Source organism: Enterobacter cloacae complex sp. IR5418 (genome assembly GCF_049238105.1).
Lineage (GTDB): Bacteria > Pseudomonadota > Gammaproteobacteria > Enterobacterales > Enterobacteriaceae > Enterobacter > Enterobacter hormaechei.
Genome location: NZ_JBMKHS010000026.1, coordinates 1 through 19,400, shown reverse-complemented (window position 1 = coordinate 19,400; position 19,400 = coordinate 1). Strand labels below are relative to the sequence as shown.

At 57.2% G+C, this 19,400-nt stretch carries 19 protein-coding genes; 13 read left to right on the top strand and 6 right to left on the bottom strand.

Features of this window, described 5'->3' with window-relative positions; genetic code table 11:
* The first annotated feature begins 50 nt into the window (after window positions 1-50).
* The 5 genes from flhB (at window position 51) to ACOTX7_RS17790 (ending at window position 6,651) form a co-directional block, all read left to right on the top strand.
* Window positions 51-1,199, top strand: coding sequence for a flagellar biosynthesis protein FlhB (gene flhB / locus ACOTX7_RS17810; RefSeq protein WP_006811100.1), 1,149 nt, complete (start codon window positions 51-53; stop codon window positions 1,197-1,199).
* Window positions 1,192-3,270 carry a flagellar biosynthesis protein FlhA gene (gene flhA / locus ACOTX7_RS17805; RefSeq protein WP_006811099.1) on the top strand — a complete coding sequence of 693 codons (2,079 nt, stop codon included), beginning with the start codon at window positions 1,192-1,194 and terminating at the stop codon, window positions 3,268-3,270. Before flhB ends, flhA begins: the two co-directional genes overlap by 8 nt.
* Window positions 3,270-3,662, top strand: a complete 393-nt coding sequence (gene flhE / locus ACOTX7_RS17800) for a flagellar protein FlhE (protein ID WP_221256146.1) — start codon at window positions 3,270-3,272, stop codon at window positions 3,660-3,662. The genes flhA and flhE overlap by 1 nt, the downstream gene beginning before the upstream one ends.
* A gap of 261 nt (window positions 3,663-3,923) precedes the next feature.
* A complete protein-coding gene (locus tag ACOTX7_RS17795; RefSeq protein WP_022648498.1) occupies window positions 3,924-5,507 on the top strand; it encodes an MFS transporter in 1,584 nt (527 codons plus the stop codon).
* A gap of 4 nt (window positions 5,508-5,511) precedes the next feature.
* Window positions 5,512-6,651: a glycoside hydrolase family 88/105 protein gene (locus tag ACOTX7_RS17790; RefSeq protein WP_032674122.1), complete on the top strand. Its 1,140-nt coding sequence runs from the start codon at window positions 5,512-5,514 to the stop codon at window positions 6,649-6,651.
* A 33-nt stretch (window positions 6,652-6,684) separates the two neighbouring features.
* On the opposite strand, the gene argS is transcribed toward ACOTX7_RS17790, so the two are convergent.
* Complete coding sequence (gene argS / locus ACOTX7_RS17785; protein WP_221256145.1) at window positions 6,685-8,418, bottom strand: arginine--tRNA ligase; 1,734 nt, start codon at window positions 8,416-8,418, stop codon at window positions 6,685-6,687.
* 238 nt (window positions 8,419-8,656) lie between these two features.
* Here argS and ACOTX7_RS17780 point away from each other — a divergent pair, with 238 nt between their 5' ends.
* The gene (locus ACOTX7_RS17780; protein ID WP_006811094.1) at window positions 8,657-9,217 is read left to right on the top strand and encodes a VOC family protein; all 561 of its coding nucleotides are present in this window, start codon (window positions 8,657-8,659) and stop codon (window positions 9,215-9,217) included.
* A gap of 78 nt (window positions 9,218-9,295) precedes the next feature.
* Window positions 9,296-10,039 (top strand): copper homeostasis protein CutC, encoded by a 744-nt coding sequence (cutC, locus tag ACOTX7_RS17775; protein WP_221256144.1) that lies wholly within the window; start codon window positions 9,296-9,298, stop codon window positions 10,037-10,039.
* A 192-nt stretch (window positions 10,040-10,231) separates the two neighbouring features.
* Here the strand turns inward: cutC and cmoB are convergent, their stop codons facing one another.
* Genes cmoB through ACOTX7_RS17750 form a run of 5 tightly spaced genes read right to left on the bottom strand, consistent with a single transcriptional unit; the run spans window position 10,232 to window position 13,812 of the window.
* Window positions 10,232-11,203, bottom strand: a complete 972-nt coding sequence (gene cmoB / locus ACOTX7_RS17770) for a tRNA 5-methoxyuridine(34)/uridine 5-oxyacetic acid(34) synthase CmoB (protein ID WP_221813614.1) — start codon at window positions 11,201-11,203, stop codon at window positions 10,232-10,234.
* The gene (cmoA, locus tag ACOTX7_RS17765; RefSeq protein ID WP_006811091.1) at window positions 11,200-11,943 is read right to left on the bottom strand and encodes a carboxy-S-adenosyl-L-methionine synthase CmoA; all 744 of its coding nucleotides are present in this window, start codon (window positions 11,941-11,943) and stop codon (window positions 11,200-11,202) included. Before cmoA ends, cmoB begins: the two co-directional genes overlap by 4 nt.
* A gap of 40 nt (window positions 11,944-11,983) precedes the next feature.
* Window positions 11,984-12,379, bottom strand: a complete 396-nt coding sequence (locus ACOTX7_RS17760) for an MAPEG family protein (protein ID WP_003859737.1) — start codon at window positions 12,377-12,379, stop codon at window positions 11,984-11,986.
* 51 nt (window positions 12,380-12,430) lie between these two features.
* A complete protein-coding gene (locus tag ACOTX7_RS17755; RefSeq protein ID WP_221256142.1) occupies window positions 12,431-13,249 on the bottom strand; it encodes a DUF72 domain-containing protein in 819 nt (272 codons plus the stop codon).
* Window positions 13,246-13,812, bottom strand: a complete 567-nt coding sequence (locus tag ACOTX7_RS17750) for a hydrolase (RefSeq protein ID WP_047353358.1) — start codon at window positions 13,810-13,812, stop codon at window positions 13,246-13,248. Before ACOTX7_RS17750 ends, ACOTX7_RS17755 begins: the two co-directional genes overlap by 4 nt.
* A gap of 264 nt (window positions 13,813-14,076) precedes the next feature.
* Between ACOTX7_RS17750 and aspS the strand changes: the two genes are divergently transcribed.
* From aspS to ruvB, 6 genes are all read left to right on the top strand, one after another.
* Complete coding sequence (aspS, locus tag ACOTX7_RS17745) at window positions 14,077-15,849, top strand: aspartate--tRNA ligase (RefSeq protein WP_221256141.1); 1,773 nt, start codon at window positions 14,077-14,079, stop codon at window positions 15,847-15,849.
* A gap of 1 nt (window position 15,850) precedes the next feature.
* A complete protein-coding gene (gene nudB, locus ACOTX7_RS17740; protein ID WP_221256140.1) occupies window positions 15,851-16,294 on the top strand; it encodes a dihydroneopterin triphosphate diphosphatase in 444 nt (147 codons plus the stop codon).
* Between the two features lie 27 nt (window positions 16,295-16,321).
* Window positions 16,322-17,062 carry a YebC/PmpR family DNA-binding transcriptional regulator gene (locus ACOTX7_RS17735; protein WP_003859747.1) on the top strand — a complete coding sequence of 247 codons (741 nt, stop codon included), beginning with the start codon at window positions 16,322-16,324 and terminating at the stop codon, window positions 17,060-17,062.
* A 34-nt stretch (window positions 17,063-17,096) separates the two neighbouring features.
* A complete protein-coding gene (gene ruvC / locus ACOTX7_RS17730) occupies window positions 17,097-17,618 on the top strand; it encodes a crossover junction endodeoxyribonuclease RuvC (protein WP_003859749.1) in 522 nt (173 codons plus the stop codon).
* An 80-nt stretch (window positions 17,619-17,698) separates the two neighbouring features.
* Window positions 17,699-18,313 (top strand): Holliday junction branch migration protein RuvA, encoded by a 615-nt coding sequence (gene ruvA, locus ACOTX7_RS17725; protein WP_003859751.1) that lies wholly within the window; start codon window positions 17,699-17,701, stop codon window positions 18,311-18,313.
* An 8-nt stretch (window positions 18,314-18,321) separates the two neighbouring features.
* Window positions 18,322-19,332, top strand: a complete 1,011-nt coding sequence (gene ruvB / locus ACOTX7_RS17720; RefSeq protein ID WP_006811035.1) for a Holliday junction branch migration DNA helicase RuvB — start codon at window positions 18,322-18,324, stop codon at window positions 19,330-19,332.
* Window positions 19,333-19,400 lie beyond the last annotated feature (68 nt).

Genomic DNA, 19,400 nt, shown 5'->3' with positions numbered 1-19,400 from the left:
TCTCTGCGCTGGCATGATACCCGTGAATTAATGGGCTGCGAGCAGGCACAGTGGCAGAAGAGAACGACGACAAAACAGAAGCCCCCACACCCCACCGACTTGAAAAAGCCCGTGAGGATGGGCAGATCCCCCGATCCCGAGAGCTGACATCCCTGCTGATCCTGGTGGTGGGCGTCTGCATCATCTGGTGGGGAGGGGAGATGCTCGCCCGCAGACTGGCGGGAATGCTCTCTGCTGGCCTACGTTTTGATCACAGCATGGTCAATGACCCCAATCTGATCCTCATCCAGATCATTAACCTGGTGAAAAGCGCGATGATCGCTCTGCTGCCGTTGATTGCTGGCGTGGTGATCGTGGCCCTTGTTTCGCCGGTCATGCTCGGTGGCCTGGTGTTCAGCGGTAAATCGCTGCAACCGAAATTCTCTAAGCTCAATCCGTTCCCCGGTATTGCGAAAATGTTTTCCGCGCAAACCGGGGCCGAGCTTCTTAAAGCGATCCTGAAATCGCTTCTTATGGGCAGTACTGCCGGGTTTTTTCTGTGGCACCACTGGCCGGAGATGATGCGCCTGATCAGCGAATCACCGATGACGGCGATGAAGAATGCCCTGAACCTGGTCGGGTTATGCTCGTTGCTGGTGGTACTCAGCATTATTCCGATGGTGGCGTTCGACGTTATCTTCCAGATCTATTCCCATATCAAGAAGCTGCGAATGTCGCGTCAGGACATCCGCGATGAATATAAACAGATGGAAGGCGACCCGCACGTTAAGGGCCGTATCCGCCAGATGCAGCGTGCTGCCGCGCGTCGTCGCATGATGGAGGATGTGCCGAAAGCCGATGTGATCGTCACCAACCCGACCCACTACTCCGTGGCGCTTCAGTACGACGAAAATAAAATGAGCGCGCCGAAAGTGGTGGCGAAAGGGGCAGGGCTGATTGCGCTGCGCATTCGTGAAATCGCGACGGAAAACCGCGTACCGATCCTTGAAGCGCCGCCACTGGCCCGTGCCCTGTATCGCCACGCGGAAATTGGACAACAGATCCCGGGCCAGCTTTACGCCGCTGTCGCAGAGGTGCTGGCCTGGGTGTGGCAACTGAAACGCTGGCGTTTAGCGGGCGGTCAACGACCTGTAAAACCTGAGAACCTTCCGGTGCCTGAAGCACTGGATTTTTTGAACGAGAAGGACACTGATGGCTAATCTGGTGGCAATGTTGCGCCTGCCCGGCAACCTGAAATCGACGCAATGGCAGATCCTTGCCGGACCGATTCTGATCCTGCTAATTCTGTCGATGATGGTGCTGCCGTTACCGGCATTTATCCTCGACCTGCTTTTTACCTTCAACATTGCGTTGTCCATTATGGTGCTGCTGGTGGCGATGTTCACCCAGCGCACGCTGGAGTTCGCCGCGTTTCCAACGATCCTGCTGTTCACCACGCTGCTGCGCCTGGCGCTGAACGTCGCCTCCACGCGTATCATTCTGATGGAAGGTCACACCGGCGCGGCGGCGGCGGGTAAGGTGGTGGAAGCCTTCGGTCACTTCCTGGTGGGCGGTAATTTCGCCATCGGTATCGTGGTGTTTGTCATCCTCGTTATCATCAACTTTATGGTTATTACCAAAGGTGCCGGGCGTATCGCGGAAGTGGGTGCGCGTTTTGTGCTGGACGGGATGCCGGGCAAGCAGATGGCGATCGACGCCGATCTGAACGCCGGGCTTATTGCCGAAGATGAAGCGAAAAAACGCCGTGCGGAAGTGACCCAGGAGGCGGACTTCTACGGTTCGATGGACGGTGCGAGTAAGTTTGTGCGCGGTGACGCCATCGCGGGCATCCTGATTATGGTGATTAACGTCATCGGCGGCCTGCTGGTGGGGGTATTGCAGCACGGCATGGACATGGGGCATGCGGCGGAAAGTTATACGCTGCTGACCATCGGTGACGGTCTGGTCGCCCAGATCCCGGCGCTGGTGATCTCCACGGCGGCGGGTGTGATTGTGACCCGCGTCAGCACCGATCAGGACGTGGGTGAGCAGATGGTGGGGCAGCTGTTCAGCAACCCGCGCGTTATGCTGCTCTCTGCGGCGGTGCTGGGCCTGCTCGGTATGGTGCCAGGCATGCCGAACCTGGTGTTCCTGCTGTTTACCGCCGCGCTGCTGGGGCTTGCCTGGTGGATGCGTGGGCGTGAAACCCAGCCTAAGGCAGAGCCAGCCCCGGTGAAAATGCCGGAGAACACCCAGGCGGTAGAAGCGACCTGGAACGACGTTCAGCTGGAAGATTCGCTGGGGATGGAAGTGGGGTATCGCCTGATCCCGATGGTGGATTTCCAGCAGGATGGCGAGCTGCTTGGCCGTATTCGCAGTATTCGTAAAAAATTCGCCCAGGACATGGGCTTCCTGCCGCCGGTGGTCCATATCCGTGACAACATGGATCTCCCGCCCGCGCGCTACCGCATCCTGATGAAAGGGGTGGAGATCGGCAGCGGCGATGCGTATCCCGGACGCTGGCTGGCGATTAACCCGGGCACGGCCGCAGGCACGTTGCCGGGGGAGCAGACGACCGACCCGGCCTTTGGTCTGGCGGCCATCTGGATTGAGAGCGCCCTGAAAGAGCAGGCGCAGATCCAGGGTTACACGGTCGTTGAGGCCAGTACCGTGGTAGCGACGCACCTCAACCATTTGATTGGTCAGTTCTCCGCCGAACTGTTTGGTCGTCAGGAGGCGCAACAGCTGCTCGACCGCGTAACACAGGAGATGCCGAAGCTGACCGAAGATTTGGTCCCGGGCGTGCTGACCTTAACCACCCTGCACAAAGTGCTGCAAAATCTGCTCGACGAGAAAGTGCCCATTCGCGATATGCGTACCATCCTTGAGACGCTGGCCGAACATGCGCCGCTGCAAAGCGATCCGCACGAACTAACGGCGGTGGTACGCGTGGCGCTCGGACGCGCCATTACCCAGCAATGGTTCCCGGGAACTGGCGAAGTGCAGGTGATTGGCCTCGACACGCCGCTGGAACGTCTGCTGCTTCAGGCGTTGCAGGGCGGCGGCGGGCTGGAGCCGGGTCTGGCGGACAGATTACTGGCGCAAACTCAGGAGGCGCTGGCGCGCCAGGAGATGCTGGGTGCGCCGCCGGTGCTGCTGGTGAATCACGCGCTGCGTCCGCTGCTGTCGCGCTTCCTGCGCCGGAGCCTGAATCAGCTGGTGGTACTGTCGAATATGGAGCTGTCCGATAACCGCAATATTCGCATGACGGCGACCATAGGAGGGAAATAATGCGTAAGTGGCTGTGGATCTTACTTTTCCCGCTGGCGGCACAGGCCGCAGGCGAGGGGGCATGGCAGGCCAGCAGTATCGGCTTAACGCTCAACCACCGGGGGGAGGCGATCTCCTCCCGTCCGCTGTCCGCCGCTGAGCCGGTGTCCGGGCTGATGACGCTGGTGGCCTGGCATTACACGCTGACGGGACCCACACCGGCCGGATTGCGGGTGCGGCTGTGCTCGCTGACCCGCTGCACGGAAATTGAGGGACAAAGTGGCACGACCCAGGCCTTCAACGGGGTCTCTGCTCAGGAACCTCTGCGCTTTATCTGGGAAGTGCCAGGCGGTGGACGGCTGATCCCGGCGCTGAAGGTTCAGCGCAACGAGGTGCTCGTCAACTACCGCTAACTGCCTGCCTTTTCGCCAGTCTTCAGGCATTTCTGAAGGCTGGCTCGCAAAATTGACCTTCCCTTTTGATACAAAAGAAACGCTGTTTTATAAATCAGTGACACGCGTATTGACACTCTTTGCATTTTTGCCATTCACCACTTTGTGATGGCAGAAACAGAAAGGTATCAACAGGTCGATACTTTTACTGTAGCCGTGTAAAAACTCCCGGACGAGGTTTGCTTACAGGGAGTCTCCCAAAACTGATTAGGGTTGACGGCAATGAAAACACGTAAAATTGGACTCGCAAATTATCTTGCTTACGGGTCAGGCGACTTCCTCGGCGCGGGGACTACCGCCCTGACGGCCGCCTGGCTTTTATATTTTTATACCACTTTCTGTGGACTCACACCGATTGAAGCAACCTTTATCTTCGCCGCCGCAAGGGTGCTGGATGCGGTTGTCAGCCCGTTAATGGGCTTTTTAACCGATAACTTTGGCACCACCTGGCTGGGTAAGCGTTTTGGCCGTCGTAAGTTCTTCATCCTGCTCGGTATTCCCTGCGTTTTCAGCTACTCGCTGATGTGGGTAGGGGACATGAGTTTCTGGTATTACCTGCTGACCTATCTGATCTTTGATATCGTCTACACCATGATCCTGGTGCCGTACGAAACGCTGGTGCCGGAGATGACGGACGATTTCAAGCAGAAAACCAAATTCTCCGGGGCGCGTATCTCTATGGCGCAGATGTCCGCCATTCTGGCCTCCTTCCTGCCGGGGATCCTGCTGACGCACTTCGGCAAAGACAACGCGATCTCCTTTTTCTATGCAAGCCTGGTCTTCTCCGTACTCTGTGCGCTGATGCTCACTTTCGTCTGGTTCTTCACCTGGGAGCGTCCGCGTGAAGAGTGGTCTGAAGCGGCCCTGCGTGCCGAAGAAGAGAAGAAAAAGCTGACCCTGGGCCAGAGCCTGAATCGTCTTTTTGTCGAGTTAAGTTCGACGCTGCGTATCAAGATTTTCCGCCAGCACCTTGGCATGTACCTCGGCGGCTATATTGCCCAGGACGTGTTTAACGCCGTATTCACCTACTACGTGGTGTTTGTGCTGATGCAGGAAGCGTCAATGGCGTCCAACCTGCTGGGCACGATGGCCATCTTCCAGTTCCTGGCCGTGATCGGGATGATCCCGCTGTGCATTCGCTTCGGACCTGCGCCGTCTTACCGCATGGTGGTCGTGCTGTTTGGCCTGGCTTCGCTCTCTTACGCGGTGCTTTATTACGCGGGCCTGAGCGACGTTTACGCTCTGCTGCTGCTGATCTCTGCGGTGGCGGGCCTCGGTCGCGGCGGTATCAACTACGTACCGTGGAACACCTATACCTACATTGCTGACGTGGACGAAGTGATCACCGGTCAGCGTCGCGAAGGGATCTTCGCAGGCATCATGACCCTGACCCGTAAAGCGTCTCAGGCTGGCGCGGTAATGCTGGTGGGGATCGTGATGCAGATGTCCGGCTTTGTCAGCGGCCAAAAAGTGCAGCCTGCGGAAGTGAGCCACACCATTCTGATGATCCTGAGCGTTGGCACAATCCTGGTGTTGTTCTGCGGCTTCCTGGTCTCCCTGCGCTTCAAACTCAATTTACAGACCCACAGCACCCTGCGTGAAGAGACCGCGAAAATGCGCGAGTCCGGCCACGCCATGCCCGAAGCGGCGACACCACAGGCCCGCGCCACCGTGGAGATGCTGGCCGGTATGCCGTATGAATCCCTGTGGGGCAACAACAATATTGGTTATCTGAATCGCAATAAACCGGCGGCCCCTTCGCTGAAGGATCGTGCGGTACTGAATTCGACATACAACAGAGGTTAAGATGATGAAAGTTTGGCCTGTCAAACATAGCCCGTTACTGCGTCAGCCTGAGCGCTTTATCGCCAGGGATGAGCTGAAATCGCTGATTCAAAAGGTGACGCATAACCTGGTCAATATCCATGACAAAACGGGTGAGTTTTTGCTGCGGCTGGACGACGGGCGCGTGATCGACACCAAAGGCTGGGCCGGATGGGAATGGACGCACGGCGTCGGTTTATACGGTATCTGGCAGTATTACTGCCAGACCGGTGACGAAGGGATGCGCGAGATTATCGACAGCTGGTTTGCTGACCGTTTCGCAGAAGGTGCAACCACTAAAAACGTGAATACCATGTCGCCGTTCCTGACGCTGGCGTATCGCTACGAAGAGACCAAAAACCCGGCCTGGCTGCCGTGGCTGGAAAGCTGGGCGGAATGGGCGATGAATGAGATGCCGCGCACCGAGCATGGCGGCATGCAGCACATCACCCTGGCGGAAGAGAACCATCAGCAGATGTGGGATGACACGCTGATGATGACGGTGCTGCCGCTGGCGAAAATCGGCAAGCTGCTGAACAAGCCGGAGTACGTAGAGGAGGCGATCTATCAGTTCCTGCTCCACGTACAGAACCTGATGGATCGGGAGACGGGGCTGTGGTTCCACGGCTGGAATTACGAAGGCAATCACAACTTTGCCAATGCCCGCTGGGCGCGCGGCAACAGCTGGCTGACCATCGTGATCCCGGATTTCCTCGAGCTGGTGGATCTGCCGGAAAACAACGCCGTTCGTCGTTATCTGGTGCAGGTGCTGAATGCGCAGATCGCCGCGCTGGCAAAATGTCAGGACGAGAGTGGATTGTGGCATACGCTGCTGGACGATCCTGATTCTTATCTGGAGGCATCGGCCACCGCAGGGTTTGCCTACGGCATTCTGAAAGCCGTGCGCAAGCGTTATGTCGGCGCAGAGTATGCAGCGGTGGCGGAGAAAGCGATTCGCGGCATTGTGCAAAACATCTCGCCGGAAGGGGAGTTGCTGCAAACGTCCTTCGGGACGGGGATGGGCAGCGATCTGGCGTTTTACCGTCAGATACCGCTGACGTCGATGCCGTATGGACAGGCAATGGCGATTCTGTGCCTGACCGAGTATTTGCGGAAATATTTCTGATAATAAAAAACCCGGCGTTCGCCGGGTTTTTTTTTACATACGTTCTACGGTTTCGATACCCAGGGTATCCAGACCCAGTTTCAGGGTCTTCGCCGTCAGCTGTGCCAGCTTCAGGCGGCTGTTGCGCACCGCTTCGCTCTCGGCAGAGAGAATAGGGCAGTGTTCGTAGAAGCCAGAGAACAGACCGGCCAGATCGTACAGGTAAGCACACATAACGTGTGGCGTACCGTCGCGCGCGACCACGGAGAGGGTCTCTTCGAACTGAAGCAGGCGCGCGGCCAGCTGCGCTTCACGGTCTTCGGTAAGGGTCACCGTGGCGTTCGCCAGCACGCTTTCGTCGATATTGGCTTTACGGAAGACGGAGAGTACGCGGGTATAAGCGTACTGCATGTATGGCGCCGTGTTGCCTTCAAACGCCAGCATGTTGTCCCAGTCGAAGATATAGTCGGTGGTACGGTTTTTGGAGAGATCCGCGTATTTCACCGCACCGATCCCGACCGCATTAGCCAGTTTTTCCAGCTCGTCAGCAGGCATATCCGGGTTCTTCTCGGCCACCAGGCGACGCGCGCGCTCCAGCGCTTCATCCAGCAGGTCGGAAAGCTTCACGGTGCCGCCCGCACGGGTTTTAAACGGTTTACCGTCTTTACCCAGCATCATGCCGAACATGTGGTGTTCCAGCGGCACGGAATCCGGCACGTAACCCGCTTTACGCACGATAGTCCACGCCTGCATCAGGTGCTGGTGCTGACGGGAGTCGATGTAGTACAGCACGCGGTCCGCATGCAGGGTTTCGTAACGGTATTTCGCACAGGCGATGTCGGTGGTGGTGTAGAGATAGCCGCCATCCTTTTTCTGGATGATCACGCCCATCGGTTCGCCTTCCTTGTTCTTATACTCATCAAGGAACACCACCGTTGCGCCTTCGCTCTCTACCGCCAGATTTTTAGCTTTCAGATCCGCCACAATGCCTGGCAGCATCGGGTTATACAGGCTTTCACCCATCACGTCATCGCGGGTCAGGGTCACGTTCAGACGGTTATAGGTAAGCTGGTTCTGGGACATGGTGATGTCCACCAGCTTGCGCCACATCTCAAGGAAGTATGGGTCGCCGCCCTGAAGTTTCACCACATAGCTGCGCGCGCGCTCGGCGAAGGCTTCATCTTCGTCATAGTGCTTTTTGGCTTCACGGTAGAAACCTTCCAGGTCCGCCAGCGCCATTTCGCCTGCGTTTTCCTGCTGCTGCTTTTCCAGATACGCGATCAGCATGCCGAACTGCGTGCCCCAGTCGCCTACGTGGTTCGCGCGGATCACCTTGTGACCAAGGAACTCCAGGGTACGCACCGCTGCGTCACCGATGATGGTGGAGCGCAGGTGACCGACGTGCATCTCTTTCGCCACGTTTGGCGCGGAGTAGTCAACCACCACGGTCTGCGCTGCTGGCTGAGCCACGCCCAGACGGTCAGATTTCAGTGCCGCGTCAACGTGGCTTGCCAGGAACGCAGGCTCAAGGAAAATGTTGATAAAGCCCGGACCGGCGATTTCAGTTTTGCTGGCGATGCCGTTGAGATCCAGATGCGTCAGTACCTGCTCAGCGAGCTGTCGCGGCGGCATGCCCAGTTTTTTAGCCACTGCCATCACGCCATTAGCCTGATAGTCGCCAAACTGTACTTTCGCTGACTGACGAACCTGTGGTTCGCAATCCGCAGGCGCACCTGCGGCAATCAGTGCCTGACTGACTTTTTCTGAGAGAAGAGCCTGAATATTCACCTGGATACCTTACGTTTTTGATGCGGGTAAAAAACACCCACGCCAGTTTAAGAATTTAGGGCGGGAGTATACTGCAAATGCCTTCGGGCGTCAGCCCTGCGGGGAGCGAAGATCGCTCAGAATCCAGGCGAAGACGGTATGCATAATCATGCAGTCGAAAAAACTGTGATTCTGCGGTTGGTCGAAAGAAGGCAACAGAGTAAATTAGCGGCTTTGCGATACGAAACGAGACTGACCTATGGCGAACTGGCACTCCATTGACGAACTGCATGATATTTCCGCAGATTTACCCCGCTTCACCCAGGCGTTCACAGAACTTGCCACCCGTCTCGGGCTGGAAATCGCGCCCCTTGACGCCGATCACATCTCTTTGCGTTGCCATCAGAATGCCACCGCCGAACGCTGGCGGCGTGGGTTTGAGCAGTGCGGAGAACTGCTGTCGGAGAATATCATTAACGGTCGCCCAATTTGTCTGTTCAAACTTCACGAGCCGGTAACGGTGGCCCACTGGCAATTCACCGTGGTGGAACTGCCCTGGCCGGGTGAAAAGCGTTATCCGCATGAAGGCTGGGAGCATATCGAAATTGTTCTGCCGGGGGAGCCAGAGACGCTGAACGCCCGTGCGCTGGCGCTGCTTTCCGACGAGGGCTTAAGCCAGCCGGGGATTTTCGTGAAAACCAGCTCACCAAAAGGGGCGCGCGAGCGTTTGCCAAACCCTACGCTTGCCGTAACGGACGGTAACGTGACGGTGAAATTCCATCCCTGGACTATCGAGCAGATCGTCGCCAGCGAAGCGTAAGCATTGTGAGCGTCGATCCAGACATGAGTCGGGCAACATGCCACGATGGTACGTTGAGTGAAATTTAAGGAGGATGACATGGCGCTGCTGGAAATTTGTTGTTACAGCGTGGAGTGTGCCGTCACTGCGCAACGGCAGGGGGCCGATCGTATTGAGCTTTGCGCGGCGCCGAAAGAAGGGGGATTAACTCCGTCCTTTGGGGTGCTGAAATCAGCCCGCCAGGCCGTGACCATCCCGGTGCACCCGATTATTCGCCCGCGCGGCGGTGATTTTTGTTATACGGCGGGTGAGTTCAGTGCCATGCTTGAGGATATCGCCCTCGTCCGTGATTCCGGTTTCCCGGGGCTGGTGATCGGTGTGCTGGACGAAGACGGCAACATCGATTTTCCGCGTATGCGTCAGATTATGCGCACCGCCCAGGGGATGGCGGTCACTTTTCATCGTGCGTTCGATATGTGTCAAGAACCGATACAAGCCTTTGATACGCTGGCAGAACTGGGCGTGGCGCGCGTTCTGACGTCGGGCCAGCAGTCCTCGGCTGAACAAGGACTGAAATTAATTACGGAACTAAAAGCACATTCCGGTGTTCCAATAATCATGGCGGGCGCAGGAGTACGCGCCAGCAATCTGGAACTGTTTTTAAACGCAGGGGTGGAAGAGCTGCACAGCTCGGCGGGTAAATGGATACCTTCGCCCATGCGTTATCGCAATACAGGGTTGTCAATGTCGACGGATGCTGAAGCGGATGAATACTCACGCTACGGTGTGGATGGAGAGTCGGTTGCGGTAATGAAATCGCTGATTGAACGTCATCACGTGTAGCAACGTACCGATTTTTACCGCGCATCATGTCGCCCAATATGATGCTTGCTTGTACCAGGCCCCTGCAATTTCAACAGGGGCCTTTTTTTATTCCCCTCACCCTAACCCTCTCCCCAAAGGGGAGAGGGGGCTGCTCGGTGCGGGCTTTTCACCCTCGCCCCTTTGGGGAGAGGGCCGGGGTGAGGGGTAATACTACGGCTTGGTCGCAATCAATACCGCACGCATCGGTGCAGGATAGCCTTCAACGGTTTTGCTGTGATCGTTCGGGTCGAGGAACTGCTCCAGCGATTCGGTGATCATCCAGTCGGTGCGGCGCTGCTCTTCAATAGACGTCACGCAGACATCGGCGATGCGTACATCGACAAACCCACATTTCTCCAGCCAGTTCTTCAGCGCCAGCGCGGACGGGATGAAGTAAACGTTGCGCATCTGCGCATAGCGATCGCCCGGCACCAGAACGGCATGTTCATCGCCTTCGATAACCAGCGTTTCCAGCACCAGTTCGCCGCCGCTGACCAGCTGATCTTTCAGCTGCCAGAGATGCTCCAGCGGGGAACGACGGTGGTACAACACGCCCATGGAGAACACGGAATCAAACGCTTTCAGGGCAGGGAGTTGCTCGATGCCCAGCGGCAGCAGGTGCGCGCGCTGATCGTTGCCCAGCAGTTTACGCACCGCTTCAAACTGGCACAGGAACAGCTGCATCGGATCGATACCCACCACCAGATGCGCGCCTGCGCCGATCATGCGCCACATGTGATATCCGCTACCGCAACCCACGTCCAGAATGGTGCGCCCGGTCAGATCGGACAGATGAGGCAGAACGCGATCCCACTTCCAGTCGGAACGCCACTCGGTATTGATGTTCACGCCGTACAGCGAGAACGGCCCTTTACGCCACGGCATCAGGTTACGCATCAGCGTTTCGATGCGGTTAATCTGCCCGGCCGGGAGCGGCTCTTCGCTCTCCGCCGTCACGCTGTGCAGTAAATCCAGACGATGAGGCGTCAGTTCCGGCAGAAACTCCACTGCGTTGGACCACTGCTTCAACAGCCCATGTTGCTGGTCGCGCTGCCAGGTGGCAATTTGCGCCGGCAGGGTTTCCAGCCAGTGGGAGAGGTGGTTTTTGGCAATCAGCTGATAGAAATTCCCGAACTCGATCATGCTGCGTCTCCGCCTTTCAGCGCCACCAGAGAGCCAAAGTTAAAGCACTGGAACCACAGTTCGCTATGTTCAAATCCGGCGTTGCGCAGGCGCGCTTTGTGGGTTTCAACGGAGTCCGTCAGCATCACGTTCTCCAGCATGCTGCGCTTCTGGCTGATCTCCAGCTCGCTGTAGCCGTTTGCACGTTTGAAATCATGGTGCATGTTGAACAGCAGTTCGCCCACGCTGGCGTCTTCAAAGCTGAATTTCTCAGACAACACCAGCGCGCCGCCCGGGTTCAGGCCCTGATAAATTTTATCCAGCAACCGCTGACGGTCGTCCGGCACAAGGAACTGAAGAGTAAAATTCAGGACCACCATCGAGGCGTTCTGGATGTCGATATCGCGGATATCGCCTTCCACCACCTCAACAGGCGTAGGGGCTTTATAGGCGTCAATGTGGCGACGGCAGCGTTCAACCATGGCCGGAGAGTTATCGACAGCGACGATCTTGCAGCCTTCGTGATGAACGTTACGACGAATGGACAGCGTTGCCGCACCCAGCGAACAGCCCAGGTCATAGACCTGCGTGCCGGGTTGAACAAAACGCTCCGCCAGCATGCCGATCATGGAAATAATATTGGAATAACCGGGAACAGAGCGCTGGATCATATCCGGGAAGACTTCGGCTACCCGTTCATCAAAGGTCCAGTCGCCCAGGCTGGCGATAGGCGCGGAAAAAAGCGTGTCGCGATCTGACATAACGTAAAAATCCGGGAAAAATAAAGGGGCATATTGTGCGCTAATGGAAGGAGAAAACCAACTCCCACGGCATATACCAAAGGTTAGCCAGCACCATCAGCAAAAGCGAGCACCAGGTCGCGCTCATGCCGGAACGACGCCAGCGGATCAGGCGGTGGTGAAAACCGTAATAATGCATCAAACGACCTGCTATCAGCAGCAGCCCACAGACGTGCACCATCCAGGTCTCTGCGCCATCCATCTCCATTAACAGCAGTAAAATTAACGCGACGGGAATGTACTCGACTGCGTTGCCGTGGATCCGGATTGCGCTTTGCAGTTCAGAAAAGCCCCCGTCACCGTAGGAAACGCGGTACTGCATTCTCAGGCGCACAACATCAAACGAAAATTTAATCAGCAGTAATGCACCTAACACCGCATACAGCGCGCTGACCATACTAACTCCCTGTTTTTGGCAGATGGCACGTCTCTATGATAGGGGGTGATTTCAGAAAAGAGAAGATTGTTGTGGGATGGACGGCGCGGGGCCAACCGACGGAACCGCCTGCTGCAAGGCCCGCCAGAGAGCATCGACCAGTTCAGGTGCCTGGGCGATATCCGGCGTATGTAAAAAGAGGTACGGTGTGGTGGTGTGCTCCCATTTCGCTAACGTTTGCAGCCAGACGGCGAACATCTCTTCATTTTGCAGCATATTATCGCTGCCGATAAACCGGACCATTGGGTTTTGCGCCGTTACGATCGCGTGAACGGGCACTTTCGGTTTTTTGCGCTGGGCATCAACGACGGCTTCGCTGTGCGGGATTGCGCTGTGCACGGGGCGGCTGTCGAGGATCACACGGTTGACCGAACGCTCATGCAGGCCGCGATTCAGCGCTTTCTCCGCGTCGCCTTTGGCAAAGAATTCCGGATTCCTCACTTCCACGCCGTAGGTGAAGCCACGGGGCAGGGCATCCAGAAATTGCCAGAGGGCTGGCAGGTCGCGGGGACCAAACGTCGCGGGAAGCTGTAGCCAGTACTGGCCAATACGGTTGGCCAGAGGCGACATCCGGGTGAAAAACTCGTGGGTTAAATCATCACAGTTGCGCAGCGCGGCGTTGTGGGAGATGGTCGCGGGGAATTTAAAACAAAAGCGGAAGTCGTCGGTGGTCTGCTCGCGCCAGCGTTCGACGATCTCTGGGCGGGGCAGAGCGTAAAGGGTGGTGTTGCCCTCCACGCAGTTAAAGTGCCGGGCATACGCTTCCAGGCTGGTAATACCCAGGCGCACCCATTTCGGGTGCGACCACTGGGGCAGGCCCACGTACATCATAGCGCGCTGAGGATCTCATCCGTGCTGCGCACGCGACCAATACGCGGGAAGATATGGGTCATGCTGCCCTGATGCTGATCCGCAGAGGCTGCGCTGCACGCATCTTCGGCGATCACCAGGTTAAAGCCCAGCTCCCAGGCGTTACGGGCAGTGGATTCCACACCGATGTTGGTGGAGATCCCACACAGAATGATGGTGTCGATCCCGCGACGGCGCAGCTGTAGCTCCAGGTCGGTGCCGTAGAATGCCCCCCACTGGCGTTTCGTGACTTCAATATCGCTGTCGCGTTTACCGAGCGAGACAGGATATGTCCACCAGTTGTCCGGCAGCGCCTGCGCCGGGGCCTGGGCATCAACCGGCTGTTTTAATGCTTCGGCGAAATCAGCGGACCAGCCGACGCGCACCATAACAACAGGCGAACCGCTGGCGCGGCATTTTTCCGCCAGACGCGCCGCGCGGCTTACCACATCGTCAGCGGTGTGTGGACCACCGGCAAAAGGCAGGATGCCTTCCTGTAAATCAATGACCACAAGGGCGGTTTTGGTGGCATCTAATTTCAACATTGTCACTCCAGTCAAATGAATCGCTTACGCTACACCTTACGACGTGATGGCCTGTTATCGGGCGGATAATTTTGTTAATTTTTGTGAGAATAGGCAATAAGAGCACAGCAAACGCGCGTCAGGCCGTGCTTCGCTCTTATCGTGCGGCAGAATTTCCAGTATAATAGCCGCCTTTTTTCATCCAGTTGTGACATACAGAAAGCTGCGACATCGTAGCCTGCGAGACAGGCGACAATCAGCCTGCGGCTAATTAAGGGATATCTCATGCGTACAGAATATTGCGGGCAGCTGCGTCAGTCCCACGTCGGGCAGCAGGTCACCCTGTGTGGTTGGGTCAATCGTCGTCGCGATCTTGGTAGCCTTATCTTTATTGATATGCGTGACCGCGAAGGTATCGTTCAGGTGTTCTTCGATCCGGATCGCGCTGATGCGCTGAAGCTGGCTTCTGAGCTGCGTAATGAGTTCTGCATTCAGGTGACCGGCACCGTGCGTGCGCGTGACGAGAAAAACATCAACGCCGAGATGGCGACCGGCGCTATCGAAGTGCTGGCGTCCGATCTGACGATCATCAACCGCGCGGAAGCGTTGCCGCTGGATTCCAACCACGTCAATACCGAAGAAGCGCGTCTGAAATACCGCTACCTGGATCTGCGTCGCCCGGAGATGGCCCAGCGCCTGAAAACCCGTGCGAAAATCACCAGCCTGGTGCGTCGCTTTATGGATGACCACGGTTTCCTGGATATCGAAACCCCGATGCTGACCAAAGCCACGCCGGAAGGCGCGCGCGATTACCTGGTGCCATCCCGCGTCCATAAAGGCAAATTCTATGCGCTGCCGCAGTCACCACAGCTGTTCAAACAGCTGCTGATGATGTCCGGCTTCGACCGCTACTATCAGATCGTGAAATGCTTCCGCGACGAAGACCTGCGCGCTGACCGTCAGCCAGAATTTACCCAGATCGATGTGGAAACCTCCTTCATGACTGCCGAGCAGGTGCGTGAGGTGATGGAAGCCCTGGTGCGTAGCCTGTGGAACGACGTGAAAGGCGTTGAGCTGGGCGACTTCCCGATCATGACCTTCGCCGAAGCGGAACGCCGCTACGGCTCCGACAAACCAGACCTGCGTAACCCGATGGAACTGGTGGACGTGGCAGATCTGGTGAAAGCCGTTGAGTTCGCGGTCTTTGCTGGCCCGGCTAACGATCCGAAAGGCCGCGTGGCTGCCCTGCGCGTTCCGGGCGGCGCTGCCCTGAGCCGTAAGCAGATTGACGACTACGGCAACTTCATCAAGATCTACGGCGCGAAAGGTCTGGCCTATATTAAAGTGACCGAGCGTGCAAAAGGTCTGGAAGGCATCACCAGCCCGGTGGTGAAATTCCTGAATGCGGACATCGTGGAAGCGATCCTTGAGCGCACCGGCGCGCAGGACGGCGACATGATCTTCTTCGGCGCAGACAATAAGAAAGTCGTTGCGGATGCGATGGGCGCGCTGCGTCTGAAGCTCGGCAAAGACCTGAACCTGACCGACGAAAGCAAATGGGCGCCACTGTGGGTTATCGACTTCCCAATGTTTGAAGACGACGGTGAAGGCGGCCTGACCGCGATGCACCACCCGTTCACCTCGCCAAAAGACATGACGGCGGCAGAGCTGAAAGCGGCGCCGGAAGAGGCGGTGGCAAACGCCTACGATATGGTCATCAACGGCTACGAAGTGGGCGGTGGTTCCGTGCGTATTCACAGCGGTGAAATGCAGCAGACCGTATTTGGCATTCTGGGCATTAACGAGCAGGAGCAGCGCGAGAAGTTTGGCTTCCTGCTGGACGCCCTGAAATACGGTACGCCTCCGCACGCGGGTCTGGCCTTCGGTCTTGACCGTCTGACCATGCTGCTGACCGGCACCGACAACATCCGTGATGTTATCGCCTTCCCGAAAACCACCGCAGCGGCGTGTCTGATGACCGAAGCGCCAAGCTTTGCCAACCCGGCCGCGCTGGCCGAGCTGGGCATTGAGGTGGTGAAGAAGGAAGAGAAAAACTGATATGGCATATAAGCGTCCCGTTTCGGTTCTGGTGGTCATTTATGCAGAAGACACGAAGCGGGTGCTGATGTTGCAGCGGCGCGACGATCCTGATTTCTGGCAGTCGGTTACCGGCAGCCTGGAAGAGGGGGAGACCGCGCCGCAGGCCGCCGCGCGTGAAGTAAAGGAAGAGGTCGCCATTGATGTTGCTCGCGAGCAACTGACCCTGAAGGACTGTCAGCGCACGGTGGAGTTTGAAATTTTTAGCCATTTACGTCATCGCTATGCACCGGGAATTGAGCGCAATAGGGAATCGTGGTTCTGCCTTGCGCTTCCCCATGAGCGGGAGATCGTGTTCACTGAACATCTGACCTACCGCTGGGTGAATGCGGCGGATGCCGCCGCACTGACCAAGTCATGGAGCAACCGGCAGGCGATTGAAGAATTTGTAATTAACGCTGCCTGAGAAGGCGCGATTTTTGGAGAACTTTTTATGGCAGGTCATAGTAAGTGGGCCAACACCAAACACCGCAAAGCGGCACAGGATGCCAAGCGCGGTAAAATCTTTACCAAAATCATTCGTGAGCTGGTGACAGCGGCGCGTCTGGGCGGCGGCGATCCGGCCTCTAACCCACGTCTGCGCGCAGCGGTGGATAAAGCCCTGTCCAACAACATGACGCGTGACACCCTGAACCGTGCAATCGCACGTGGCGTGGGCGGCGATGAAGACGCGAACATGGAAACCATCATTTATGAAGGTTACGGCCCTGGCGGTACGGCGGTAATGGTTGAGTGTCTGTCCGACAACCGTAACCGTACCGTTGCCGAAGTGCGCCACGCGTTCACCAAAACCGGTGGCAACCTGGGCACTGACGGTTCCGTTGCTTACCTGTTCAGCAAAAAAGGCGTCATCTCCTTCGAGAAAGGTGATGAGGACGCGATCATGGAAGCGGCGCTGGAAGCCGGTGCGGAAGACGTGGTGACCTACGACGACGGCGCTATTGATGTCTACACCGCATGGGAAGAGATGGGTGCCGTGCGCGATGCGCTGGAAGCGGCGGGCCTGAAGGCGGATAACGCTGAAGTCTCCATGATCCCGTCCACCAAAGCAGACATGGATGCGGAAACCGCACCGAAACTGCTGCGTCTGATCGACATGCTCGAAGATTGTGACGACGTGCAGGAAGTGTACCACAACGGTGAAATCTCTGATGAGGTTGCAGCGACTCTCTGATGAGAGCCTGTGAACCGTTAACGGGAGACGCGTGATGTCGATTATCCTCGGGATTGACCCCGGCTCGCGCGTCACCGGCTATGGCGTTATCCGTCAGGTGGGACGCCAGCTAACCTACCTCGGCAGCGGGTGTATTCGTACCAAAGTGGACGATCTGCCCTCGCGCCTGAAGCTCATTTATGCGGGCGTGTCGGAGATTATCACTCAGTTTCAGCCGGACTATTTCGCCATTGAGCAGGTCTTTATGGCGAAGAACGCGGACTCAGCGCTGAAGCTTGGTCAGGCGCGCGGCGTGGCGATTGTTGCCGCCGTGAACCAGGATCTGCCGGTGTTTGAGTATGCGGCTCGTCAGGTTAAGCAGACGGTGGTGGGCATTGGTAGCGCGGAGAAGAGCCAGGTGCAGCACATGGTGCGTACCCTGCTGAAGCTTCCCGCGAACCCGCAGGCGGACGCCGCCGATGCGCTGGCGATTGCGATTACCCACTGTCACGTCAGCCAGAACGCGATGCAAATGAGCGAGTCGCGGCTTAATCTGGCGCGAGGCAGGTTACGATAATGACAAATCAGGCTGGATGTTTATCCAGCCTTTTTTTATTATGTCGGCAGATAATTTCTTCCAGAACGCAGGAGCGTCACGTGATAGGCAGACTCAGAGGCATCATCATTGAAAAACAACCCCCGTTAGTGCTGCTGGAAGTGGGTGGCGTGGGCTATGAAGTCCACATGCCGATGACCTGCTTCTACGAACTGCCGGAGGCGGGCAAAGAGGCGGTTGTCTTTACCCAGTTTGTGGTGCGTGAAGACGCTCAGTTGCTGTACGGATTCAATAACAAACAGGAACGCACGCTGTTCCGCGAGCTGATCAAAACCAACGGCGTCGGGCCAAAGCTGGCGCTGGCGATTTTGTCCGGCATGTCCGCTCCGCAGTTTGTGAATGCCGTTGAGCGCGAAGATCCGGCTGCGTTAATTAAACTTCCGGGCATCGGGAAGAAAACCGCCGAGCGTTTGATTGTCGAGATGAAGGACCGCTTTAAAGGTCTGCATGGCGATCTGTTCACTCCGGCGGCCGATCTGGTGCTGACTTCCCCGGGCGCGCCTGCATCGGATGATGATGCCGAGCAGGAAGCGGTTGCCGCGCTGGTGGCGCTGGGCTATAAACCTCAGGAGGCCAGCCGGATGGTGAGCAAAATTGCTAAACCGGATGCCAGCAGTGAAACCCTGATTCGTGAAGCGCTGCGCGCTGCATTGTGAGGTAAAGGATGATTGAAGCAGACCGCCTGGTATCGGCAGGCACCATTCAGCCAGATGACGTGGTGGATCGCGCGATCCGTCCAAAGCTGCTGGATGAGTACATCGGCCAGCCGCAGGTTCGTTCTCAGATGGAGATTTTCATCCAGGCGGCAAAGCTGCGCGGCGATGCGCTCGATCACCTGCTGATTTTTGGTCCGCCGGGGTTAGGCAAAACCACCCTGGCGAATATCGTCGCCAACGAAATGGGCGTTAACCTGCGTACCACCTCCGGCCCGGTACTGGAGAAAGCAGGGGACCTGGCGGCGATGTTGACTAACCTTGAGCCGCACGACGTGCTGTTTATCGATGAAATCCACCGCCTGTCGCCGGTGGTGGAGGAAGTGCTCTATCCGGCGATGGAAGATTACCAGCTGGATATCATGATCGGCGAAGGCCCGGCGGCGCGCTCCATCAAAATCGATCTGCCGCCGTTCACCCTGATTGGCGCCACGACGCGCGCCGGATCGTTAACCTCTCCGCTGCGCGACCGTTTTGGTATTGTACAGCGTCTGGAGTTTTATCAGGTGCCGGATCTTCAGCATATCGTGGGACGCAGTGCGCGCTACATGGGGCTGGATATGAGCGAAGAGGGGGCGTTTGAAGTGGCGAAGCGCTCCCGCGGGACGCCGCGTATTGCCAACCGTCTGCTGCGCCGGGTGCGTGACTTCGCTGAGGTGAAGCACGATGGCACCATTTCGGCTGACATTGCCGCTCAGGCGCTGGATATGCTGAACGTGGATGCCGAAGGCTTTGACTATATGGACCGTAAGCTGCTGCTGGCGGTGCTGGATAAGTTCTTTGGCGGGCCGGTAGGGCTGGATAACCTGGCGGCGGCGATTGGTGAAGAGCGTGAGACTATCGAGGACGTGCTGGAGCCGTATCTGATCCAGCAGGGCTTCTTACAGCGTACCCCGCGTGGTCGTATGGCGACGGTGCGGGCGTGGAATCATTTCGGCATTACGCCGCCCGCGATGCCGTAATGCATTGTTCCCTCTCCCCGTGGGCTGAGGGATCCCCAGTAATTTTTAAGCTGAAGCAATAAAGCGAC